15 protein-coding genes and 3 tRNA genes are annotated in these 26,284 nt (G+C 32.9%); 3 read left to right on the forward strand and 15 right to left on the reverse strand.

What is annotated here, in order from left to right; genetic code table 11:
- Positions 1 to 691: 691 nt before the first annotated feature.
- A complete protein-coding gene (locus V1T75_RS15800) occupies positions 692 to 859 on the forward strand; it encodes a hypothetical protein (protein WP_330489463.1) in 168 nt (55 codons plus the stop codon).
- A 49-nt stretch (positions 860 to 908) separates the two neighbouring features.
- On the opposite strand, the gene V1T75_RS15805 is transcribed toward V1T75_RS15800, so the two are convergent.
- From V1T75_RS15805 to V1T75_RS15855, 11 genes are all read right to left on the reverse strand, one after another.
- The gene (locus V1T75_RS15805; RefSeq protein ID WP_330489464.1) at positions 909 to 1,832 is read right to left on the reverse strand and encodes a PorP/SprF family type IX secretion system membrane protein; all 924 of its coding nucleotides are present in this window, start codon (positions 1,830 to 1,832) and stop codon (positions 909 to 911) included.
- Between the two features lie 4 nt (positions 1,833 to 1,836).
- Complete coding sequence (locus V1T75_RS15810) at positions 1,837 to 3,066, reverse strand: gliding motility-associated C-terminal domain-containing protein (RefSeq protein WP_330489465.1); 1,230 nt, start codon at positions 3,064 to 3,066, stop codon at positions 1,837 to 1,839.
- A 30-nt stretch (positions 3,067 to 3,096) separates the two neighbouring features.
- Positions 3,097 to 7,365 carry a beta strand repeat-containing protein gene (locus V1T75_RS15815; RefSeq protein WP_330489466.1) on the reverse strand — a complete coding sequence of 1,423 codons (4,269 nt, stop codon included), beginning with the start codon at positions 7,363 to 7,365 and terminating at the stop codon, positions 3,097 to 3,099.
- Between the two features lie 395 nt (positions 7,366 to 7,760).
- Positions 7,761 to 8,318 (reverse strand): hypothetical protein, encoded by a 558-nt coding sequence (locus V1T75_RS15820; RefSeq protein ID WP_330489467.1) that lies wholly within the window; start codon positions 8,316 to 8,318, stop codon positions 7,761 to 7,763.
- Positions 8,319 to 8,337: 19 nt separating this feature from the next.
- Positions 8,338 to 14,301: a hypothetical protein gene (locus V1T75_RS15825; protein WP_330489468.1), complete on the reverse strand. Its 5,964-nt coding sequence runs from the start codon at positions 14,299 to 14,301 to the stop codon at positions 8,338 to 8,340.
- Positions 14,291 to 14,917, reverse strand: a complete 627-nt coding sequence (locus tag V1T75_RS15830) for a hypothetical protein (RefSeq protein WP_330489469.1) — start codon at positions 14,915 to 14,917, stop codon at positions 14,291 to 14,293. Before V1T75_RS15830 ends, V1T75_RS15825 begins: the two co-directional genes overlap by 11 nt.
- A gap of 1 nt (position 14,918) precedes the next feature.
- Positions 14,919 to 15,563 (reverse strand): hypothetical protein, encoded by a 645-nt coding sequence (locus tag V1T75_RS15835; RefSeq protein ID WP_330489470.1) that lies wholly within the window; start codon positions 15,561 to 15,563, stop codon positions 14,919 to 14,921.
- Positions 15,564 to 15,565: 2 nt separating this feature from the next.
- Entirely contained in the window at positions 15,566 to 16,693 is a 1,128-nt protein-coding gene (locus tag V1T75_RS15840) for a hypothetical protein (protein ID WP_330489471.1), read from the reverse strand.
- 84 nt (positions 16,694 to 16,777) lie between these two features.
- Positions 16,778 to 16,993 (reverse strand): phage integrase SAM-like domain-containing protein, encoded by a 216-nt coding sequence (locus tag V1T75_RS15845; protein WP_330489472.1) that lies wholly within the window; start codon positions 16,991 to 16,993, stop codon positions 16,778 to 16,780.
- Between the two features lie 54 nt (positions 16,994 to 17,047).
- On the reverse strand, positions 17,048 to 17,386 hold the full coding sequence (locus tag V1T75_RS15850) for an Arm DNA-binding domain-containing protein (RefSeq protein WP_330489473.1): 339 nt from the start codon (positions 17,384 to 17,386) through the stop codon (positions 17,048 to 17,050).
- A gap of 52 nt (positions 17,387 to 17,438) precedes the next feature.
- Positions 17,439 to 18,437 (reverse strand): hypothetical protein, encoded by a 999-nt coding sequence (locus V1T75_RS15855; RefSeq protein WP_330489474.1) that lies wholly within the window; start codon positions 18,435 to 18,437, stop codon positions 17,439 to 17,441.
- Between the two features lie 571 nt (positions 18,438 to 19,008).
- Between V1T75_RS15855 and V1T75_RS15860 the strand changes: the two genes are divergently transcribed.
- Positions 19,009 to 21,708: a COR domain-containing protein gene (locus V1T75_RS15860; RefSeq protein WP_330489475.1), complete on the forward strand. Its 2,700-nt coding sequence runs from the start codon at positions 19,009 to 19,011 to the stop codon at positions 21,706 to 21,708.
- Between the two features lie 785 nt (positions 21,709 to 22,493).
- Here V1T75_RS15860 and V1T75_RS15865 read toward each other — a convergent pair.
- From V1T75_RS15865 to V1T75_RS15880, 4 genes are all read right to left on the reverse strand, one after another.
- Positions 22,494 to 22,567: transfer RNA gene (locus V1T75_RS15865), tRNA-Arg, on the reverse strand.
- 6 nt (positions 22,568 to 22,573) lie between these two features.
- Positions 22,574 to 22,648: transfer RNA gene (locus tag V1T75_RS15870), tRNA-Pro, on the reverse strand.
- 25 nt (positions 22,649 to 22,673) lie between these two features.
- Positions 22,674 to 22,755, reverse strand: a tRNA-Ser gene (locus V1T75_RS15875).
- Between the two features lie 91 nt (positions 22,756 to 22,846).
- Entirely contained in the window at positions 22,847 to 24,889 is a 2,043-nt protein-coding gene (locus V1T75_RS15880) for an HD family phosphohydrolase (protein ID WP_330489476.1), read from the reverse strand.
- Between the two features lie 206 nt (positions 24,890 to 25,095).
- Here V1T75_RS15880 and V1T75_RS15885 point away from each other — a divergent pair, with 206 nt between their 5' ends.
- Complete coding sequence (locus tag V1T75_RS15885; RefSeq protein ID WP_330489477.1) at positions 25,096 to 26,271, forward strand: acetyl-CoA C-acyltransferase; 1,176 nt, start codon at positions 25,096 to 25,098, stop codon at positions 26,269 to 26,271.
- The last annotated feature ends 13 nt before the right edge of the window (positions 26,272 to 26,284 follow it).

Below are 26,284 nucleotides of genomic sequence, written 5' to 3' on the forward strand. Positions count from 1 at the left end.
GTATCGAGAAGTATTTGGTAGTAACAAGGTTCTCGATACTATTTTGTTCCACTTGATTACACAAAATCACTCGAACTAACATCTCAACGTCATTATGAATTGAACACAGTATGGTGACGTAATCTCATAAATGGATATTAGTTACTCATAACCTTGAATTCTGGCAATATAAAAATAGGTCGGCGTTTATCCGTACTTTTCTCTACTCTCATCACAATAACGATGATAAAACGTCCTTAGAAAACAAGCTTAAAATTAACAACAAACTGTCACTTCGAGTGAAATTCTTGAAACATAGTGAAAGGAATTTTGTATCGAGAAGTATTTGGTAGTAACAAGGTTCTCGATACTATTTTGTTCCACTACGTTGCACAAAATCACTCGAACTGACATCTCAACGTCATTATGTCTACCTCCTCGCCAAGACGAAAACCAACAAATAACAACGTTATTACGAACTGAACAGTAACGAAGTGTGAGAAACCGTAAGGTTCAGCGGAGCTAAATCTCTTGAATAAGAATTCCTATAACTTTGAGACCTCTCATATCCATTCGAGGTAACAGTAGTCTAGAAACAGATTGCTCTCACCCACTCTTTTAATAAAGGTATGAGAACACCTTACTTTTTTTACGGTTATTTAAACAGTTTTCTATTAAGAACTTTTTATTTTTAAATTCTAAAACTAAAGTTATGATTAAAAACATTTTGAACTTAGGTTCTACCTTAAACAAAAATGAACAACAATTTATTAATGGAGGTGGTGATGATCCTGTTACAGGTTTATGCATTCCTGCTCCTAGAGAAGCTACTACTTGTCTTATGCCTATTAGTGGTGAATGTTGTGGCTTATGGGATTAAAACTAAAAAACATAAAAGCTGTTTTTAAACAGCTTTTATGTTTTTTAGTTTAGAAAAACCTCGGTTGTTTATAAGTACTTTCTCCTGTTTTAAAATCAAACAATAACAAGAACTCGTGCGATCCTGAACTAAATTCTCCTAAATTCGACACTGTGTGATCATAAGCGTAACCTATTTGTAGGTTTTTCTTTATTTTAAAATTAATTATTCCACTCCAGGAATCATCTAACCTATGAGATATTCCAAATTCCACCTTATTATTCCATAGTAAATTCAATGATAAATCTAAAGACAAAGGTGCTGAGTCTGCATATTTAACGAATGTTGATGGTTTTAACTGAAAATTATGTTTTAAATTCATCACATATCCTGCTGCCAGAAACCCATGTATTTTTTCAGATGCTTTGGTTATTTTTCCGTTCGACCTTTCAAAATGTAGTGTTTCTAATAAATTAGGAACAGAAATTCCCGCATAAAATTTTTCTTGATAATAAAATACGCCAACACCAAAATTGGGATATGTTTTATTGGTATTCTGGCTAAATTTAGGGTCATTTGACTCTACTTGATTTAAGATTAACAATCCAATTTGTTGAAAAGTTGCTCCTGCTTTTAATCCAAAAGCTAATTTCCCTCTTTCTGAAGTGTTAATCGTAAAAGAAAAATCGGCATAAGCATGTGTTTCACTTACAGGTCCTATTTTATCATGAATTAAAGAGCCCCCCAACCCTACTTTTCTACTTACTGAACTATGTATAAATCCACTAAAGGTTTTTGGAGCTCCACGAACACCTACCCATTGCAATCGCGACAATAGACCTAAATTTATTCCTTCTTTACTACCAGCATAAGCAGGATTAACAACTGCCATATTATAAATATATTGAGTGTACTGGGGATCTTGTTGAGCGAATCCTCTACTACTTATTTTCACTAATAAAAACAGTAGTATTACATATGTTTTCTTTTTCATATAACTACTTGTTTAAATACAACCAACCTTGATATGGTTTTGTCTTTCCGTCATTAAAATCTACTACATACCAATAAGTCGTTGCTGGCATTACTTTTGTCTTTCCTGTTAATGTTAACCTTCCGTCTGATTTACCATCCCACCAAATTGGATTCAACTGATTGTTATTACTGTACTTATATACTATATTTCCATACCTGTTATATATTTTTATTTTAAATGTAGGGTATGCTTCAGCCAAACCTGGTATTACAAATTCATCATTGATACCATCACCATCTGGGGAGAAAGAATTTGAAACAGAGAAGTCTATAACAGGATCAATTGTCCCTCTTTTCTTTTCACATGCTAATGTAAAAATACCATAACCAGAAACGTTTGCGGTTATGCTTTTACGAGAACTATCTATTTTAACTCCTTCTCTTTCTTTAATCCATTTTTCTCCATTCCACCGAACAATTATTATTTTACTTGGATCTGAATAAATATCTTCTGGAGTAGTTAGGTTACTCCATGTTAAAGTCAATGTAATCAACTCATCGTTTGATTTGTTTTGGACATCCCAAAACTCGTTCATATCTATTAAACCGATATCTTCTTCCTTCGTACTGAAGTCTATATTTGCCTTTTCCCAGTTAAAGCAGACATAAAAATTTGTGGTTGGATCTGAAGGGGCAGAAATAGTCACCGCTCTTGGTACAAATGTTTTTGAATGATAGTCTCCTACAGGAAAAACAAACCTTTCATTTCCTCTTTTTTGTACTTTGTTATTTACATAACTTTTATTGCTAACCCCTATATTAGTTGCTCCATTAAAATAAGTAACGATTCCTTGTTCACCAGCTTTTAAAATCCCTTTTTCAAAAAATGTAGTTCCTGCAATTTCTATTTCTTTATCTAAATTAAAAGCTAAGTCTGCGGACTGATTATCAAATTCTACAAGCATAAAGCTGGAAGTTCCTCTTCCTGAAATAGTTTGACTGTCACTCCCTACAAAACTGGTAAGTCCGGTTATTTTATCATTTGTAAACTTAAACTTTCCATCGTTAGTAAAGTTTTTAAACAGGTATAAATCACCATCATTTACAATTGCTCCATAATCTTTTATTAATATATCTTCATGAACACTTATCAATGTATTTTCAGAAATATAAAAAGACCCAATGTTTGTCATTTGAGCTTTTACAACTATAACAAAACACGTTATTACTAATAAGAATATCTTTTCTTTCATAATTATAAATTTTTAAAATAGTATTGATAATTATAAAGAAGTACTATCGATCTGATACCAATAGTAATTTGTTCCATCAAAACCGCATTGTATTGTTATAGAAGAGTTGATTCCTAACAAAGATAATCCTGTAATCAATCCTGATCCTTTTATAGTACTTCCCCCTGTAACATTCAAATTTAACGCTACGGAAAGGCCTATTAAAAGTCCATTGCCTGCTCTGTTTACAATTACTATCTTATTCCCTAAATTACTACTATTGGGCGTTGGTATAGTTATATCTGCTCCCAATCCAAGACTTATTAGTCCTGTTTGCTCTATTATTACAGTTCCATCTGTATTGTCTATGATTGTAGTTGTAGTTGGGTTTTTAACAACTCTTATATTATTTAACCTCGCTAAAGAAGTGTTGATGGTTGAAATATCAGTCTGGTTAGTTGTTGCTAAAACATTATTTCCAGCCACATTTCCAGCTAAGGAGGAAGCTCCTATATCCACAGCCCCCCCGTTAACTAAACTAATAGTATTACCACTCAAACTTAAATCTTGTGTATCTGAATCAACCGCAATCCACGTTGTTCCATCACTCGTGGAATATAATATCCCTGAAGCTGTATCTGTATAAACTTGACCTGCAATCCCCGTCACTACTCCATTAGGATTTCCTGTTCCTGATAAAGTAGCATCTTGACCTGCTGCTCCAGTATCTCCTTTTAAGGAGGTGATAAAGTCAGCCTCGGTTCCACTGTTTCCAGCATCTAACCAGACTTGGTAGGCAGATTTTCCATCTACTCCATCGGTTCCGTTAGTTCCTGCTGCTCCGGTATTTCCTTTTAAGGAAGTGATAAAATCGGCTTCGGTTCCACTATTTCCAGCATCTAACCAGACTTGATAAGCAGATTTTCCATCCACTCCATCGGTTCCGTTGGTTCCTGTTGCTCCGGTATTTCCTTTTAAGGAGGTGATAAAGTCAGCTTCGGTTCCACTGTTTCCAGCATCTAACCAGATTTGGTAGGCAGATTTTCCATCCGTTCCATTGGCTCCTGCTGCTCCGGTATTTCCTTTTAAGGAAGTGATAAAATCGGCTTCGGTTCCACTATTTCCAGCATCCAACCAAACTTGATAGGCAGATTTCCCATCCACTCCATCCGTTCCGTTGGTTCCCGTTGCTCCAGTAACTCCTTTTAAGGAGGTGATGAAGTCAGCCTCGGTTCCACTATTTCCAGCATCTAACCAGACTTGATAAGCAGATTTTCCATCCACTCCATCGGTTCCGTTGGTTCCTGTTGCTCCGGTATTTCCTTTTAAGGAGGTGATAAAGTCAGCTTCGGTTCCACTGTTTCCAGCATCTAACCAGATTTGGTAGGCAGATTTTCCATCCGTTCCATTGGCTCCTGCTGCTCCGGTATTTCCTTTTAAGGAAGTGATAAAATCGGCTTCGGTTCCACTATTTCCAGCATCCAACCAAACTTGATAGGCAGATTTTCCATCTACTCCATCGGTTCCGTTGGTTCCGTTGGTTCCCGTTACTCCGGTATCTCCTTTTAAGGAAGTGATAAAGTCAGCCTCGGTTCCACTATTTCCAGCATCCAACCAAACTTGATAGGCAGATTTCCCATCCGTCCCATTGGCACCTGCTGCTCCCGTATCTCCTTTTAAGGAAGTGATAAAGTCAGCTTCGGTTCCACTGTTTCCAGCATCCAACCAAACTTGATACGCAGATTTTCCATCGGCTCCATCCGTTCCATTGGTTCCCGTTGCTCCAGTATCTCCTTTTAAGGAGGTGATAAAGTCAGCTTCGGTTCCACTATTTCCAGCATCCAACCAAACTTGATAGGCAGATTTTCCGTCAGTTCCATCGGTTCCGTTGGTTCCTGTTGCTCCCGTATCTCCTTTTAAGGAGGTGATAAAGTCAGCTTCGGTTCCGCTGTTTCCAGCATCCAACCAGACTTGGTAGGCGGATTTTCCATCCACTCCATCCGTTCCGTTAGCTCCTATTGCTCCGGTATCTCCTTTTAAGGAGGTGATAAAATCAGCTTCGGTTCCACTGTTTCCAGCATCCAACCAGATTTGATAGGCAGATTTCCCATCCACTCCATCCGTTCCGTTAGTTCCTGCTGCTCCCGTATCTCCTTTTAAGGAAGTGATAAAATCAGCTTCGGTTCCACTATTTCCAGCATCTAACCAGACTTGATAAGCAGATTTTCCATCCACTCCATCGGTTCCGTTGGTTCCTGTTACTCCGGTATCTCCCTTTAGGGAAATGATAAAGTCAGCTTCGGTTCCACTGTTTCCAGCATCCAACCAAACTTGATAGGCAGATTTTCCATCTACTCCATCGGTTCCGTTAGTTCCCGTTGCTCCGGTATTTCCTTTTAAGGAAATGATAAAATCAGCTTCGGTTCCGCTGTTTCCAGCATCTAACCAGATTTGGTAGGCAGATTTTCCATCCGTTCCATTGGCTCCTGCTGCTCCGGTATTTCCTTTTAAGGAAGTGATAAAATCGGCTTCGGTTCCACTGTTTCCAGCATCCAACCAGACTTGGTAGGCGGATTTTCCATCCACTCCATCCGTTCCGTTAGCTCCTATTGCTCCGGTATCTCCTTTTAAGGAGGTGATAAAATCAGCTTCGGTTCCACTGTTTCCAGCATCCAACCAAACTTGATACGCAGATTTCCCATCCACTCCATCCGTTCCGTTAGTTCCTGCTGCTCCCGTATCTCCTTTTAGGGAAGTGATAAAATCAGCTTCGGTTCCACTGTTTCCAGCATCCAACCAAACTTGATAGGCAGGTTTTCCATCCGTTCCATTGGCACCTGCTGCTCCGGTATTTCCTTTTAAGGAGGTGATAAAATCAGCTTCGGTTCCACTATTTCCAGCATCCAACCAAACTTGATAGGCAGATTTTCCATCTACTCCATCGGTTCCGTTGGTTCCTGTTGCTCCCGTATCTCCTTTTAAGGAGGTGATAAAGTCAGCTTCGGTTCCACTGTTTCCAGCATCCAACCAAACTTGATAGACAGATTTTCCATCTACTCCATCGGTTCCGTTGGCACCTGCTGCTCCGGTATTTCCTTTTAAGGAAGTGATAAAGTCAGCTTCGGTTCCGCTGTTTCCAGCATCCAACCAGACTTGATAGGCGGATTTTCCATCCGTTCCGTTGGCTCCCGTTGCTCCCGTATCTCCTTTTAAGGAAGTGATAAAGTCAGCTTCGGTTCCACTGTTTCCAGCATCTAACCAGATTTGATAGGCAGATTTTCCATCTACTCCATCGGTTCCGTTGGTTCCTGTTGCTCCCGTATCTCCTTTTAAGGAAGTGATAAAGTCAGCTTCGGTTCCACTGTTTCCAGCATCCAACCAAACTTGATAGGCGGATTTCCCATCCACTCCATCCGTTCCGTTGGTTCCCGTTGCTCCAGTATCTCCTTTTAAGGAGGTGATGAAGTCAGCCTCGGTTCCACTGTTTCCAGCATCCAACCAAACTTGATAGGCAGATTTTCCATCGGCTCCATCCGTTCCATTGGCTCCCGTTGCTCCCGTATCTCCTTTTAAGGAAGTGATAAAATCAGCTTCGGTTCCACTATTTCCAGCATCTAACCAGATTTGGTAGGCGGATTTTCCATCCGTTCCATTGGTTCCCGTTGCTCCTGTATTTCCTTTTAAGGAAGTGATAAAGTCAGCTTCGGTTCCACTGTTTCCAGCATCTAACCAGATTTGGTAGGCGGATTTTCCATCGGCTCCAGACGACACAACTGAACTCCATAATCTACCATCTGAGCTATACACTTCTCCAGAATTGGTGTCTACATATAAAACTCCTCCTAAAGGATCTATAGAGTTGCTTATTGGTGATCCCTCACCTGTTAGTAATTCATTCTTTCCTAAAAGAGATGATAAATCAACTGATTTAGAGCTTGCATTCTCCAACTCTAGAGTAAGAATATTAGAGCTACTTAAGTAAAAATTTTTTATTTGTTGATCGTCTGCTTGTGAAGCAACAAGGTTTGAAACTGTTGTTATATCCGTTAACTTTTCCCATAACGATCCATTCCAATAATAAAATCCTTTTCCTGAAGTTTTATTGGTATTATAAACTAATAGACTTTCGTTAATCGTACTGCTACTTACTGGTGAAGCAGTTCTTAAATTGTCAATATTTAATCTGGGTATTAATAAGCCTTTGGTATTAGACTTAATATCTAACTGAGCAGATACATTAGGTGTTAAGGTTCCTATACCTACTTGTGCGGTAGTAATTACACTTAAAAATAAGAGTACGAGGGTAGCTAATTTTTTCATTATTCGCTTTGTTTGGGTGGGACTTCGTGGTAATCATGTGTTACATTTAATTAAATTTTATTAATAAATTTTGATGTTCTTTCGAGTAAGTAAAGGCGTTATATCAGCATTGTCTTCATAGCTTAAAGGCGATAATTTTGAAGAAACACCTAAACAAACTGATTTACAACATACTAACCAAATACAATTTACTAAAAAAAAATGATTTTTACGAATTCTTATTTTATTCCCTCAATAACACTTTCCTCTAAGCATCAATTTATATGTGTAAAATAATACATAAAATAGCCTTGAAAAAACACAAGATCCCAATAAACTTAATTATTTCGGTTTAGGTTTATTGGGATTTTGACAGTATGCGAACTGTTATATTTTAAAAGTTCACCTTCTTATTGCTAATAATTTCTTCCATACAGTAACACCTTGTCTTTATCATTAGACGAAAAAGCAAAAGACATTTTTTTACTAATGTATGACTTATCGGGTTTGTATATAAAAAATGAAGCTGAGTTGGGTACTTTTAAATTCCAACTAGACGATTGTGACAAGGTCCCTGGTAGTATTAAGGCAATGTGTCCATGTACGTTTCCTTTATAAACGGCTACAACTGCTTTTTTTATATTGGCATATCCTTGCGCACTGTTTAATGCGTTTTGGTCATTTGCTTTTCCCAACAACGTCCATTTTGAACTGCTTTTTAAATACTTGTAAATTTCATTTGCTACCATATGTCTGTTCTTCTCTGTGCTATAAAAGTCGTTAACGCCATATGCGGATTTTAATGCTTCTGAAACAAACTTATTACATGGCGATATATCGTCTATAGGCTCTTTACACTGAAGAAATTGATATAATATATTGGTTAAATCACTTTTCCAGTTAGTATTTAACTCCTGTGCTGCAACTGTATAAGTTGTTAGCAATAATACCAGTAATGTGTACATAGTTTTCATATCGTTATTTTTATGGTTGTTATTTTAATAGGCTTAATGAGTGTACAAAGTCGTTGTCTTTAGCAAACCAATCTTTCGTTGGCTCGTACCCTTTTTTAATAAATGTAAGAAGTTCTTGTAAGGTATACGATTTTGCTTGTATAGAGTTTACTAATTTTAATTCGGCTTTTGTATTATTTGCTCTTTTTAAAGCAGTATCTAAGTTGGTACGTCGTATCTTTTTACTTTTAATTTCAGTACTATCATACGGCGCTTCCCATATAATGTGGAAGTCTATTTCGTCTAAAATGTATGCAATTAACTGTGATTCATATGCTTCTACAACAAGTTGAATATCTTTCCCTGAGCTTACAATTGAAAATAGTGTATTGAAAAATGCTGCGTGTTTTTTAACGGTTTGTGGCTTGGTAAAAAGACTTCCGGTTTGTGCTTGATTATTTTCTTTAGTAAGTGTATGAATATTGACTGCTGTTTTGAGAGTCCATAACGAGTCTTTCGATTGGATTTTTAACTGGTTATCACTTTGAAAAAATAGATTATCTTGATTTTTCCCTAAATAGATATCATCGTTAAATATCTTTCCGTCAATAATATTTACAAAAGTGTTTGAAACCAATGCGTTATTTTTAAAAACATTTTCAAAACCTGTTGCAGTCGTATTTTCTATTCCTAAATCTTTGGTAAGGTCGTTATTAGTTATTCTTAAAATTGGTGGTTTATAATTAAAAAAAATCATGTTTTTACTAGGAGTTAAGTCTACCAAAGTTTTGTTTTTATCATTGTTGTTTGTTGTTAAAAGATACTCTTTAGTTCCTAATGGAATTACCCTTGTATTCGGAACAGTGTTTTCTTCTATTAAACTTTGTACTAACGCCTCAAAGCTCCTGTAGGCTTTTGTTTTTATAGTACCTTGATAGGTATTTGAATGCAATGTTTCTAAATTTTGATGGAATTTTTTAGCGCTATTAAACCAAGGCTCTTGTCCAAAAACAGCATTGATAGCACTCTGAGGAATTTCTATCCAAACATTTCCTAAGGTAGTAGCTGTTTTTTCTAGTTCTTTTTTAATTTCATCATCTTTCTTTATTTTAAAGGCAGTAACTTCACTCAGATTGTCCTGTTTTATTATTAATAAATCTCGTCCAGATATTACAATTGCTTTAATAGCGTCAAAAGAGGGGTACTGCCTTTTCAATTTTCGTAAGGTAGAAGCTTTGATAAGATTGGTACTTGTGATATTTTTTTCTGCTGAGTTCAAAAATTTATTTCTCTTTTTAAAGAACACATTATTGTATGGGGTAAATATGATTGAGTTTCCAAAGTTTATATACCCTCTATGTTTTATTAGAGGTATATTCTGTACAATAAATGTGTTGTCTTCATTAACAATTAATTGTTCTCTATTGGTAAGTTTACATCTTAAGAAATCATAATTAGCACTCCTTTCTTCTTTTAATTCGGGAAGTTTATATTCATTGGTTTGGAATGTGTTTATGTAAGGTTGTGACAAATAAATATAGGCTTTGTTATTCTTATCAAAACAAACATTCCAACATATTAATGGACGTTCTGAATATTTAAAAAGTTTTTTATTGAACTTATAAAACAGGGTGTCATTTTTTACCTTTAAAGGAGGTAACCTTTCCGTCATTATCCAATAATTGAAGTCTGGTTGTATATGCGAAACTGTTTCATTGGCTATATAATTAATCTTTGATTGTGCATTATTACCTGTGTTTACTAAAGCCAATGCTTTATTTATATTCTCTGGAAATCGCGTTTCTTGCCCTCTAGGAAAGTTTGCAATGCTTTGTAAGGGTAATAGTTTTACTTCAGCGCTATTACTTTTAAAAACTCCTGATTCTATATGCATGCCTTCACCATTATCTACCAATGTTACTGACGATTCATTTGAGGCTCCTACTTTTTTAGTAGGACTTCCTCCATTGGTAAATCTTCCTCCATCTTGTGTACCTCTTCCTTCATTTTTACCTCTTTTACTATCGTTGCCAATACCCATAGGAGCTATTTTAAATGAAATTTTTGTTGGGTCTTTTAAAATTTCTAAAATCATTTCTGGATCAAAATCTAACAGACTTAGTATTTTTTCTAAAATCATTTCTTCAGAAAAATCACCTATGGTAGGCACTTCAATTCCTAGGTTTACTCCCAGCACATTAAAATCTAAATAAGCATTGTTATAATTTGCTTCTAAACTTAGTCCTGATAATTTAAAACGATCAATTTTAACATTACCAGCTAAAGAAACGGTGGCATTTTTTGCAAGACTGGTTAAATCTCCTATTTCAAGTTTAGAAGCAACTGCTCCATGTAAATAGGCTGTTTCTAAAAAGTTATAATTGATTTCACCTGCTAGTTTGATTGCTGAGTTTGATGGTGTTTTTTGGGCACTCATATCAGAATCCACCTTAATTCCAAGTGTATTGATAGTCATTTGACTTCTAAATAAGTTATCATCACAATTAACTGTTACTTGATTGTCAAATTGTAGTATTTTACGTAATTGACCTTTGGTATTAGATGCCATTTTAAAGCAGCCTTTTGTGGTTTGCAACACTCCTTTTCCTTCCAACACATTCAATACCGTAATTAAATACAAATTGGCTTCTAAAGCTACGTTACCAAACTTACCATTTGCATAATAGGCACCTAAACTACCTTTTAAATTAATTAATCGGCTACTGGCTTCGGTATCTGCTGGTGTGCCTACGGTAATATTCGTATCAAAAGAAACACGTTTCTCTTCTAAGTCTAACGATACATAGGTCCCGTATAATGTAAGTGGCGGAGAGACAGAAAGTAAATAAGCACCTGGTAAAGGAAACGATAACGAAGGATGGAATCGAATGTTATTTTTAGTTACTTCAAACCTCATAGATGGAAAGGTTAAATTGTTTAGTTCAAGCTGTAAAAAACCTTCTATTCTAACTGGATTTATGTGAATCGTTATTTTTTCAATCCGTGCATGTAATCCTGGAACAATCTCTGTACCTAAATCGTTCATTAGGCTAGTATTTGCTAGTAATCCGTTAAGAATAGCTGTACTTGGTAAATCGATACGAATTGCCTTTAAAAGGTCTTCTTCAGAGAGGTTAATGGTAATTTTAAACCCTGGAACCACAATCCCTTTTAAATGAGCTTCAGCTTTAAATACTAGCTTTCTATCTAAACCAAATAGCTTCACTTCTTCAACATCTGTTATTGATAAACCATCGGCTTCTTTAGAAAATTCAAGGGTTAATTTTTTATCTTTTATACGTTTTTTTATTTTTTCTTTTACGTGGTTATTCAGCTTATTTTCAAAGGCTGTTTTTAAATCAAATCCGTTAAATTTGGCCTCTACAATGTTTTTTGTATCTGGAGCTATTTCAAAAGTTCCTGCTTGCTCATACAAACCAATGGCTTCTATTTGAACAAAGGCATCAATTTTTAAAACTCCTTTCTCAAATCGTGGATTTTTTACTTTTAAGTATTTAAAATCTGTATATTGAGTAAGGTTTTCTTGTATTTTAGCTATAATTTCTCGTTCAATGACAGGAGCGGCTAGCTCTACTATTGTAAGGTTTCCGGAAGTATTAAATGTAACCTTAGCAAAGTTTGCTGGATCTTTTTTATATACTGCTTTAAAAGAAGCGTTTGAGTTTTGAAGACTGCAATCTATGTCTTCAAATTTAAAATCGAAGGTAAATAGCGAAATTTCTTTGTTTGCTAACAGGTCATTACACTTTTTTTGAATGGTTCGTTCAAATTGAGATACCACATAGGTTTCGAATGTTGATTTGATAATTTCTTTAAATACCTCTTCTATATTTTCAACTCGCAATCCTCTTTTCGTAATAGATACTAACATTTTTTTATCGGCGAAACCTTTAACCCACATCTCTCCTGTTATTTCTCTATTGTTATAATTTAATGTAAACTTAGAAAACTGTACTTCTTGAGAAAGGTTTAACATTAAGTTTCCTATTTCTGACGTACTTAGTGTTCTGCTTACAGCTTGTAATAATGCCTCTTTCGTTGTAGTTAAATATTTTTTTACATAGGTTCTTATGATTCCTTCATAGGGCAAAAAGGTATTTGAAATGGTTATCGCAGATTTCCCGTTTTTTAAAGATGTTTTAAAAAGGATATCAACCGCAGCTGTTTGCTTGAACTTTTTATTTAACGCAGTAAACCCAATAGGCACATAGCTAATATTTCCTACAATTTGATCTTGGTTATACGCCACTTTAGTTTGAATAATACTGTCTGCCAATATTAAGTTTTGTATGCGTTTTTTGTTTTCTTTTTTATCCAGTATTTCTTGGAGTCTTGCCGTAATTTTTTTTCCAAACAATTCTCTTAACTTACTGGAAATAAACTCATTTTCTTTTTGAATTTCACTTAAAGTAAACTCAAAAGAATTGGTTTCTTTTTTAATATTAAGAAGGTCTCGAACAATACTACCAGACCCTACGTGAAATGAAAAAGTAGCGTCAAAGTTGTTAGGGTTTAGGGTTATATGGTTTAATTGTAATCCTAATTCTTTACTTATTTGAAGCCTATTAAATACTTCTTTTTGGTCTTTGAGTATTGTTTTAAAGTTTGTCCATGGACTGTCTTTTGGAATGGTAATTTGTAGGTTATTAACGGTTTCGTTTTTTCCATCGTAACCAGTGCAGGTCACTAAAGTATTTTGGGGGCTTTTTTTCGCTATTGCTAGGTTTGATATTTTAATTCCTAAGGGAATTTCTGAAACGATTTTTTTTAACGATGCTTTTAACGAATCTATTTGCACAGGGTTTAAATTTACACCTGGTATAAATGACTTGCCTTTTAATGATGTTTTATCATCAAATACTTTTGTTTTATACACTAAATAGAGGCTTCCGGTAATTCCTTTAATTTCTTTGTGCTCTTTTATATATTCTATTGAATTTTCTGGTAGTTTTAATCGCAACCAGCAATTGGGTTTCTTTTCTAAATAGTTAGGAATAATATCTATATAGTTTTTAGCTCCTATAACTTCGTTCAACTCTTGCTGTGCTTTAACAATTGTTTTTGTCGCTTTTTTATTAAGTAATGTTTGAAGTGATTCATATTCTTTGAGAAGGGCTTTTTCAAAATTTAGAATTTTGTTTGCTGCTTGGGTAATTTTTGCTTCTGTGCGTGCGTATTCTTCTAAGAGATAAGCATGCTTTTTCAACGTTTGTTCTTTTAATTGTATTTTGAGTTGTGCTGCAGATGCTCCTTCTTGATAGTTTTTTAAAATTTCTAAATTAGGGTTGACAATAGCTTCATACTTTGCAATTTCTGTTTGTATTTCTGAAATTTCTTTCATTGGTATTATTTCACCTAACAGTTCTTTTGGAACTTCTTTGAAAATATTTTTTATGATGGTTATTTTAAGTTTAGAAATTTTTGCTTCATAAAAGGCTGTAAGAAATTCTTCTTTTGTAATCTCTTTTTCCTGTGTTAATAGTTTTTTTAACTTGGGTAATAATTCATTAAATACATATATGTAGTTGTATGCTGTTGATGTAAGAACTACTTTAGTATTGGTGGAAGTAATTTTTTCTTTTGCTCCTTCAAAGTCTTCTTTTAAGTGTTTTGGTAACAGTACTATTGTTCCTTCAGAAATTACGGTTTCTAATAGCTCTGGGGTATTTTGTGTTCTTAGTGAATCTAGGTGTTTAATAAGGTCATTTAGTAATTGTTTTGTTTCGTCTAGTTCTAAATTTTCGCTAGAAAAAACACCTCCAAAACCACGAATACTATTCAACACTAGTTCTGGTTTGCTTTGGTTTTTTAATTGATCTATAAACTGAAAAAGACTCAAAATATCTGCGACGTCATGATTTTCAATTGCCTTTTTATTCGCTATAGAGAGTAAACGTTCATTAGAATTATTATCTACCACATACCCCACTAATACAAATACTGAAAGTATAATTAGCGATAGTTTTATTGTTTTAGTTTTCATTGTTTATTTCTATATTAAATAGTTGGGTTTCTCCTATGTTAAGTGATATTTTCTTCTCTACTACAGCGGTGCTGTTTTTATTTCTAACACGATAAGTCAAATGAATTTTAGGTAGTTTTTGGGTACTTATTATTTTATCGGGAGAAGCTGCCCCAGAATTCCAATCGAGTTGTATATCTGAAATATACGATGCACTAAATTCCCAGTTGGATTCGTTCTTCCCTTGTACTCCATAAATTCCAAAATAGCTTTTATCGGTACGATAACTATCTCTATCCTTCTTATAAAATGGTCCCCAAGCATAGTAACTATCTGTTTTATTTAGGGTATTATTGGTAAGGTTAATAAAACCATTATGGTATTTTATTTGTGCTTTTTTGCTTAGCTGTAGCCTTCTCCACACCCCTCCTTTGGGTCTTACTTGAAAGATTATATAGGCTTGGGGTTGTTGTAATTCAACTTCGCAATACATAAAATCTTTAGGAGCTCCTATACTTATTGTTTTTGCTGCATCTTCTTTAGACTTGGCAAAAACTAACATCAATAAAATAGAGGCTCCTAAGGCACATGCCAATAAATCAATAAAGCTAATAAGTGTTCTTGCTTTTTTAAACATCTTAGTAATTTTTTATTTCTATGAGCTTCTTAATATGCATCGTATCTTTCAACGCTCTTTGTTTAAATTCTACCGTTAGGTTTTTAAATCCTATTTCGGTTCCATAAACTTTAGGTACTGTTTCATAAAACCCTGAAAAAACCTTCTCTGAATTTAACTCTGAGGCTCCTTCGATTAGTTTTGCTTTTACGTTTACGCTTCTTGTTGCCATGGTTGGATTTTTTGCAAGAATTTGTTTGTTAAGCGTAAATTTTATCTGCTTCTTAATAAGGGTATCTGATAGAATGCCATACACAACCATTTGTTCTTCTGGAAGAAAATAAACTTGTTCATCAACACGTTTTAAGGCTTTTAATGCTTGGTCATAGCTCCAAACACCTACGTTCATGTTTTTCTTAAATAGTTTGAAGTCTTGAGTTGACTGAAACCTAAGAGCTACTTGTCTTATAAAAACCATTCTTCCTTGCGACATATCATCAGAAAACAACGAAAGTGAAGTACCGTTAAATTTATTGCCAGATTGTGTTCCATTTCCTGAACTGTTTCCAACATTAACTACAAAAACCAACATTAATACAATACAGGCTCCTAAGGCACATGCCAACATATCGACACTGCTTAAACTAACTCCTTTATTCTGAGCCATTGCTAGTCTAAATTTAATTTATTAGTAGGATCAATAAACAACTTTAACAAACCTAACAGTAGAGTTAGTATGAGTGCTATTAATGTAGTTGAAAATGCAACACCAAGCACTTGAGTAATGGATGAAATAGAAATCGCTTGGTCTAAACCAGCCCCTGATCTAAAAATAATATCAGCATCTGAAAGCGCATTACTCAATCCTCTTATAGTTCCTATAAACCCTATAGCTGTAAGCGATGAAAAAATCCAATTATAGTAGTTGTAGTAGCGCTGTGATATTTCATTATTTTTTTCATTTTCTTTAGAAATTTTACGTTTTACGACAAGAATTAACAGCGCTACAAAAAACAAACACATCATAACCAATTGTTCTGGTCCTTTGATCCACTCTTTTCTTTGCGTTGTATATTTTACTGCCTTATCGTCAGAAATGGAAAGTAATATTTGAAAACACAAATCTTTAATTTGTTTATATTCTTCTTGTGCTTCTAAGTTTGAATTGGGAATGCTATTTGGTACATCTGTAAACACTTGTTCTACTCTGTAATGGTAAAAAAGTCTGTTTAATACTGCATGAATTTCATCTGTAGAGGAACCCTCTATTTTTTTATATGTGTCTTGAGAAGTATTTTGAAGTAAAAATTCATCATAGGCATCTATTGCTCCTTTTTTTTCAGATAAACTTTGAACAATATGCTTTTTTATTTCACTTCTAGCTTGGGGTTCTGAACCGTTTTGACTTTTTCCGATAGACTGAAGTAAGTCTATCAACACATCTAAAGATGTTTTTGTTCTTAAATCGTTTGTGCTTGTAATTTCCCTTTGAAAGAACGTGGATAGAATGGTACTGACATTCGAAATTTGAAGATCGTTATTTATAACATTGGCGGCATTTAATATGCGCCAAGTCAATACAGGATTATCACCTCCTTTCATTGTTGATAATCGTTCTTCTGATTGTAGCGCACCGCTTAAGGACGGATCTTTTTCAAAGGTTTGAGCTAAAAAATTACTCTTCAACATGTTTTTCTCCATGGAGTTATAGGCTAGCCCCAAAATACAGTAGTAAGAAATAACCCCTACAATAATTCCTGTTAAAATTAAAAACACAGGATGCTTTAAGTTTTTCATTTTTAATTCTTTAAGTTTGGTTATGACTAAATTAATAATTTATAAAACAAAAAAACTACCTATTTATAAGTAGTTTTAACTTTCCTATGTCTTTGAATTTTCATCAATGTGTTTGGTCGTTTTTTTAGCTCTTATTTTCACTCTTTGCAAACACCTGTTTATTGTAGCTTGGCTTAATTTAAGTTCTGTTTTAAGATAATTTCCCAAATCCTCTACAAATTTTAAATCGAGTTTGTTCAGTTTTATATCATGTCTTTTGTATTTAAACTTTTCTACCTTTCTTTTATATACCTGCTTCAAGAAACTTCTTTAAAATCAATTCCTATACGTTTTTTGGTTTGCTCATTGTGAATATCATACAACTCCAACAAAGTCTTCTCTACTCTCGTATTTTTTTCCTTTATATTGACTGTATGTATCATCAACATTAAAATCGTTTTGTTGAAGTTGTAGTAATAAAAAAGCCTCATTAATCTTTTGACTAATAAGGCTTAATTGTGTATTCACAATTTCTGAGCTTTCTACTTTATCTAAAAGCTTTTGCTTCTTACTATTCCACAACTTTGGATCTATAAATATCCCTGTTGCAAACTGTTTTCTTTTCTTATTGTAAGTAATTCTACAATACAAAGAACTTGTTTTCTTAGAATTACCTTTATTTAATATTCCTATAAAACGTATATTTATTTTCATAATAAAAAGAGGCTCTAGAGCCTCAATTAATTTTTGTTAAACATTATAAATCTTACTCAGGTAACTTTGTAAGATCTTTTATTATTCCATCTATTGAAAACTTACCTCCGATAAAAACCCCTGATGAAGTTTTACCTTGTTTCCTAATCCAATCTACTCCAATACTGAATCCAGAATTAAACAGTGCTGAAAATGATTCGTTCCTAAGGCCAATATCTACAAAAGAAAAAGAAGCTCCCCAGTTAGAAATACTAGAGTCGCCAAAAGTATTTCTATAATAAGGAACAATAGCAACCCTTTCCACAACTTTACCAAAAAGATTTGAAGAATTTTTGAATTTAAAAGGAAAAAAAGGCGCGGAAACACCTATGTAATAATTATTGAGTGTTTTGAAGTCACCTATTTTACCATCTTCACTATCCTTAATAGAACTAATATTATTATCTGAATAATCTAGTGGCAAATCTTGAAAAGAATCTAAGTCATCATAATTATTTGTGTTTTTATATCCAGCAACAAAACCGATAGCTAAAAAATTAACTCTTTTAGGATAGATTTCAGCATTCAAATCTAATGAGAAAGAATATGGGTGCTTTATTGATTTCATTTTATTAATTGTATCATATAAGACCTTCTTATTATTGTATGTTATTTTTGTTGAAGCACCCCAAGAAATAGCTGGTTTTACAAATTCACTAGTATTCAAGCTATCAATGGTTTTAATAATACCTAACTTGAAACTTACTTCTGGGTTTACTAATCCTTTAGTGATGGATTGAGTATTGACTAAATCTAATTGAGTTAGGATGCTATGTGAAGTCTGAACTGTAAATATACTGTCCTTAGAATTTAGTTTATAATATTTTATTGATTTAAGAGGGGAATTTAATTGTAAACTTGCAGAAGAAGTCTTTTTTGAAAACTCTGTCTCAACACTCAATTGTTTTGCTTTTTCTGTAAAGAAAACTCCCTCTCCATTACTATTTTTAAAAATTTGCGAAAACAAAACAGAAGTATTTAGAAATACGATACATAAAAGTGCTTTTTTCATAAGTGATTAAATTTATGGTTAGTTAATGGAATAAATTTAAACCTTAACTTAAAAAGTTTCCTACCTAACAGTAGGTATTCACAAAGCATCTTTTTTACCCCTTTTTAACTTAATGTTGAAGCAATTTTAAAAAGGTATGATCTGAAAAAACATAGTAAATTGTAAGCACTATAAAACCTGCAAAAACAAAAAAGCCTTACTAAAATTAGTAAGGCTTATTGTGATTGCGACAGGATTCGAACCTGTGACCGTCTGCTTAGAAGGCTCTTTACATCCCAACATAACATGCTTAAAAACAAAAAAATTACAATAACACATAAAATAAAATTTGTGAAAAATTAGCCTTCTTAATTAAATTATGTTTCTCTATAAAAGCCTTAAATTATCTTATATAAATAAATTTAAAGATTAAAGATTAAAGATTACATAGATATTGTTTAAAAGATATAAATATTAAAATCATTGAATTTCCTATATAGTACTGTTTTTAAATAATGTAATTTGACGATAACAAACTTTTATTTTTTAACCAAAAAATCTATATTTTTGATTCCTTTCGAAAATTTTACCTATGAATAATATTCAAATTGCAATTGAAAGAATTGAAGAAGTAAGAAATAACAAAGAAAGATATTTAAATCTTAGTGGGCTTTTTTTAAGCAAATTACCTATTGATATATCAGACATGATATACCTCCTAGAGGTTGACTTAAGTTATAACCAGTTTGGGGAAGTTCCCAAAGAAATTTCAACTTTAGACAATCTTCAATATCTAGATTTAAGCAACAATTTTATTCAAAATTTTAACCTTTTAGATGGTAAATACTATTCTTTTAAAGAAATAAACATTTCAAACAATTACTTTAATTTTATTCCACTAGACTTAATAAATTTACGTGAAACTAAAATTATATTTAACAATAATCCTTTTACTAAAAACCTACCTCCAGAAATATCAGAAAGAGAGGATCTACTATATGTTGACTTTTACTTAGATTCCTTAAAAAATGGTGATAATAGGAAAAGATTATTTGAGACAAAACTTTTAATTGTAGGGAAAGGAGAAGTTGGTAAAACAACATTTATGAAGACTTTAATAGATCCTATGAGGGATTTTGTCCTTGGGCAGGAGAAAACTACTGAAGGCATCAACATAGAATCTATTAATTATCCTGTTTATTTACCAGCCGCTCAACCATATTATTCAATTAATGATTTCGAAAATATTCACATCAAAAGTGAAGTTCCTATCATTGAAACTAAATTCGACGAAGATGGAAACCCAGAAGAATATGAATCTATTGAATACTCATATGAACACATAAATGATTATTTAGCATCTAATTCAATATTTTATGATCAATTTGAGTTATTAAGACTGAAGATAACTGACACCCCTGAACTCATTATCCCTGATGCTTGCTTTTTAAGCAATATTAAAATAAATCTTTGGGATTTTGGGGGGCAAGAAATACTATATGGTACTCATCAGTTCTTTTTAACCCAAAGATCTATATATATATTTATGTGGGACTCAAGACCCGACAATGAATCAGAAGCCTTTGAGTACTGGTTAAATATTATTAAAAGATTAAGCAATAACAGTCCTGTAATAGTTGTTATGAATAAAGCTGACTCAGGAATTAAACATATAGATGAAACCTTTTACAGTGAAAATTTCGAAAACATATTAAGTTATCATAAAGTTTCATGTTACACAAAAGAAGGTATAACTGAATTAACCGATGAAATACTCAATGCTATTTGTGAATTGCCTCATATTTCTGACATATTTCCTTCTCAATGGAACAATATAAGAAGTAAAATAAAAAAATTAGATAACGATTTTATAAATTATAGTGAATTTAAAGAAATCTGTAATTTTAAAGATGAAGAGAAAACAAAATATTTAAGTCGATATATGAACGATTTAGGTGATATAGTTCATTTCATTGATGATTATACCCTAAAAGACTTGGTCATAACTAATCCTCACTGGTTAACTGACGCTATTTACGCATTAATACATTCTCTAAAAATTCAAAAAAACGATGGTCTTTTCGATGCAAATAATTTAGATCAATTTTTAGATCAAAAAAAATATCCATCAGAGAACTATCATAAGATTTTATTACTGATGGAAAAATTTGAAATTGCTTTCAAAATAATTGGTAGTACTAGTCAATATATAATACCAACTTTATTAAAAGCAACACCAAAGGATTCACATTTAAAAAACAATTTTATTATACCTGAATCATTAAAATATGAAATTCAATATAAATTCTTACCATCTGGTGTAATAGAAAGGTTATTATGTAGATTGAAAAGCTACATAGGGGATAATGATTTCTGGAAATATGGAGCTGTTTTTAGTACCGAACATAGTGATTCGTTAGTAATATTAAACAAATCTTATAAAACGATTAAACTATATGTTACTGGTGACTTTAAAGCAAAAATGTATTCAATTATAACACATCAAATTAAGCAAATCAATAATGATTTAAAATTGACTGATGATGATTATGTAGAAAAATGGGCTTGTAATTGTATTTTATGCTCCACATCTGACACCCCTTATATGATAGATAAAAAGGTACTAAACAAATTTATATCAAAAGGTAAAACTCATATAGATTGCACAAATAGCGCTGAAAGTGTATTAATTGAAGGAATATATATAGGGTACAGATCATCTTTAAATAACAGTAGCATTTTAAGAGCATTAATAAATACTAGCTCAGAACTACAATCAAACAAAAAGCTTATAGAAAATTACAAAGAGAACCAAATCAACTCATTTTTTCAGATAATTTTAAAAAATCACTTAGGCAAAGATTTTTTCACAAATGAACAAGCTTTGAAAGGAACTTCTGAATCTGGTAAAAATCAAGGAGAACTGGATATAATTATAGAAAATAACCAAGAAGGATTTATAAGTTTTTTTGAAGGAATGATTTTAAAATCTGTAGATTCAACAAACATAAGTAGACATATTCAAAAGTCCATTAAACAATATGACTCTAACGGTTTAAAAGAAAAGTTTTTAGGAGTTTATTCTACATCTCCAAATTTTGAGGTTTTTTGCGGAGGATATAGAGCTTTTCTAGAAAATCAACATCCTTATATTGAAAACATTACTTCTGTTGAGCATAAAGATCTTTCTAATATTTACATAAAGGGATCAGAAATAAAATTAATTAGAACGACATATTTAAGAAGTGAAAAAAAATTATCGCTTTATCATATTTTAATAAATATCCATTAATAAATCTCTAATCCAAACTTTTATGGATTTATCTTTTTAGTTATATTTTAAAAAATTCTTTTCCTAAGAAGACATTTGATTATAACAAACAATATAACTACTATATTAAACACAAGAATTGATTGAACTAATAGCTTTGAGTAATAGTTTATTAAAGTAATATTTGACATAATTCTATTTTTAGAACTAAATTACTTATTAAATAAATATACTTATAAAAATGTCAAAACTTAGAAGAATATTTATTAAATCGTTCTTTTGTTAAAACTTATTTAATATTAATTTTCAAATTTATCTCAAACCTTTATAATCAAAAAATTTGTAGAATCATTTTATTTCACTCAGCTTCGCTTTATTTCAAAAAGCAAAATTCAACAACTAAATTTAACAAGATTAATTTACCTGGACTTATAACTGAGTTAACTTATTAATAACCAAAACAAAAAAGCCCTACAACTTCTAATAAGGATTTTATGACCTTGCCTGTATTCAAACCTATGACCTACTGCCTAAAAATAATATTTCACTACAACTATTTAACCTCTGCTTTTCAAACACTTAGCAGAGTTAAAAATAAAAAGAGGTAAAAAATTTCATAAAATTCGTTTTATTTTATTTTTCAAAAAACAAAAACCTACTGATTATCAACAACTTAATAAAAATCAAAAAAATCAGAGGTTTTAGTTAAAAAGTAGTAAAAAAACACCAAATTATAAATTGAGAAAGACAACATAACTAACTGACACACAACAAAAAAGCCTTACTAAAACTAGTAAGGCTTATTGTGATCGCGACAGGATTCGAACCTGTGACCGTCTGCTTAGAAGGCAGATGCTCTATCCAGCTGAGCTACGCGACCATTGTGTCGGGGTGGCAGGATTCGAACCTGCGACCTCCTGCTCCCAAAGCAGGCGCGATGACCGGGCTACGCTACACCCCGATTAGTGTCATCTACAATTTTTTTGCGGAGAGACCGGGATTCGAACCCGGGCATCCCGAAGGATGACAGCTTAGCAGGCTGCTGCATTACCACTCTGCCACCTCTCCTTAATTCTTACCGAAGTGTGAATTAAAAATTGCGAGTGCAAATGTATAACTATATATACGTTTCTACAAACTTTTTTGCTAAAAAAATTACCTATTCTGGATACTCAACACGTAAGTGATAGATATTCATCAACTTATTCTTAATAATTTTTTTAATTTTTTCTATTTCTCTAAAAGTAATATCAGAATTTATGAACTGATTATCGTTTTTTTGCTTGTCTACAATTCTATCGATTAATACATCTATCGATTGTGCTGTCGGGTTTTTTAAACTTTTAGAAGCAGCTTCTGCTGCATCACACATCATTAAAATAGCAGTTTCTTTTGAAAACGGAATTGGCCCTTGGTATTGGAATTTCTGAATATCAACATCTGGATTGTTCTCTTGTTCTTGTTTATAAAAATAGTAAGTAACACTTGTTCCGTGGTGTGTTCGAATAAAGTCTATAATCCTATCTGGCAATTTATGTTTTTTCGCTATCTCAATTCCGTTAATTACATGATCTAAAATAATACGTGCACTGTCTACTGGTAATAAATCGTTATGGGGATTCACTCCTGTAGATTGATTTTCGGTAAAATACATAGGGTTTACCATTTTACCAATATCGTGATACAAAGCTCCTGTTCTTACTAGCATGGAGTTAGCTCCTATTTCATTAGCTGCTGCTTCGGCTAAATTAGCTACCTGCATGGAATGCTGAAATGTTCCGGGTGCTTTTTCATTTAAATCTCTCAATAGTTTTGAGTTTGTATTAGAAAGCTCTAATAACGTTACATCAGAAACCAGTCCGAAAAGTTTTTCATAAAAATAGATAAAAAACACAGCTAAGAACGATAACAGTCCATTCGCAGCAAATAACCCAAAGTACATCCAATTTATTTTATCTGCATTTCCTTCTTTTAAAATAGAAAAGGCAAAATAAGTTACCATATAAATTAGCGTAATTTGCCCGATAGACATAAATAAGCTCGCTCTTTTATACAGTTCAGACACCGTTAATATGGTTACAATTCCCGCAATAATGTGTAAGTAAATAAACTCAAAACTATTTGGTACAATAAACCCTAATAACAATACGGTAAGCACATGGGTAAACAACCCCAATCGGGCATCGAAAAAAGCTTTCAATACAATTGGTAAAATACTTAATGGAACTACATACAAATAATCAGAATTGTACTTTACCACCATCGTTTGCACAAAAATCATTAAAAAGATATTGAAGAAAATAAAGGTTACTTTATTATTGTCGTTAAACGTTTCAAATCTGTATCTTTCTAAAAACAACAGCAACATCAATAAAGCTAAGGCTACTAAAATTGTGTACCCAAACACAATCCAATTATAGTTAGATTTTGTCCAAATTCTAGAGCTAGATGCCACCTCATATGATTTTAAAACATTATACTTTCTTCCTTCAACAATGTCTCCTTTTAAAATAATTAATTCTCCTTTTGAAACCTTTCCCTTAGCATAAGAAATACCTTGTAAACGCTCATTTAACTCCTTCTCGCTATATTTAAAATCATATGTTACATTAGGACGCAAGCTACTCGATAGGTAATTTATAAGTAAGCGTTGTTTGTAATACTGAAGGTTTTCTGTATTGCTTCTTAAAAAATTTAAAATATCTTTAGATTGTATCAATTTAGAAAAAGGAATGTCGTCTATAGAATTTCCTTTACGTAGCACCACTACATCTCCTCTAGTTGCTTTATCGATACTTGCATCGTCTAAAAAACCATACAAGTATATTTTATGAATCAGCTTTTCTCCTTCTTTAATTAAGTCCCTAACTGCACTAGTTGATAACGAGTCTAGGGTTGTAATCTCATTGGTAAACGAACGTATTACCTCTGCTTTTACCGAAGCATCAACTACAAAATATTTTTTTGAACTATTTTCTACTTCTCCTTTCTCTTCAGCTATTTCTTCTGGAGTTTTTTGAATAGCAAAATCAAAAGGAGCATATAAGTTATCATACTGCCATGGTTTTCCTTGCGGAAAATCGTATTTAAACTGTCCTCCTTTAGGAAACAAATACACAATAGCAATTACTGTAATTAAGAATAACAATACTTTATAAATTATCGTGTTATTCTTGTACAGTCTGTTGATTAAATCGTTCATTTTTGATGTTTATAAAATGTAAATATAACCTTTCTCTATTATTTGAGTACTTATTATAAAATGGTTATTTTCGCAAAACAAATCTTAATACAATTCACCCAATACATGAAATCAATTGTAAAAAATAATTATTAAGCCCTTAACAGCTTTATTATTTTAATGGTTTTTGCTTATTGGAATAAATAAAAATTAACAAATAGTAGCACATGAAAGAAGTAGTCATAGTATCGGTTGCAAGAACTCCAATTGGTAGTTTTTTAGGAACATTATCAACTACACCTGCACCTAAGTTGGGGGCTGTAGCCATTAAAGGAGCTTTAGATAAAATTAACTTGAAACCAGCAATGGTTCAGGAAGTTTTTATGGGAAATGTTGTTTCAGCAGGTTTAGGGCAAGCACCAGCTCGTCAAGCTGCAATCTTTGCAGGAATTCCTGATACTGTACCTTGTACTACTGTTAACAAAGTTTGTTCATCAGGAATGAAGTCTATCATGTTAGCTGCACAAACTATTGCTTTGGGAGATGCTGAAATTGTAGTAGCCGGTGGTATGGAAAATATGAGCATGATTCCTCATTACCAACATGCCAGAACAGGGAGTAAGTTCGGTCCTATTAAAATGGAAGACGGAATGCAAAAAGATGGATTAGTTGATGCATACGAACAAGTAGCAATGGGGGTTTGTGCTGATGAATGTGCTGTTGAATATGAATTCTCAAGAGAAGACCAAGATGCTTTTGCTGTTGAATCATACAACCGTTCTGCTAAAGCTTGGAGCGAAGGTAAATTTACAGATGAAGTTGTTCCTGTTGAAATACCGCAACGCCGTGGAGAGCCTATTATCTTTTCTGAAGATGAAGAGTACAAGAATGTAAAAATGGAAAAGATTCCTGCTTTGCGTCCTGCGTTTACAAAAGAGGGTACGGTAACTGCTGCAAATGCATCTACTATTAATGATGGTGGAGCTGCTTTGGTATTAATGTCTGCTGAAAAAGCTGCTGAATTAGGGTTAACTCCTTTGGCAAAAATTAAAGGATATGCCGACGCTGCCCACGAACCAAAATGGTTTACAACAGCTCCTGCAAAAGCATTACCAAAAGCTTTAGCTAAAGCTGGAGTTTCAATTGATGATGTTGATTATTTTGAGTTGAACGAAGCTTTTTCTGTAGTTGGATTGGCAAACATGAAAATCTTAGGCTTATCTGCTGATAAAGTAAATGTGAATGGTGGAGCAGTTTCATTAGGACACCCATTAGGAGTTTCAGGAGCTAGAATTATTATTGCCTTAACTTCTATTTTAAAACAAAACAACGCTAAAATTGGTGCTGCTGGAATATGTAACGGTGGTGGTGGTGCTAGTGCAATGGTTATAGAAAGAGTTTAATTGTTTTAAAATA

It is taken from the genome of Tenacibaculum sp. FZY0031 (genome assembly GCF_036350695.1).
GTDB lineage: Bacteria > Bacteroidota > Bacteroidia > Flavobacteriales > Flavobacteriaceae > Polaribacter.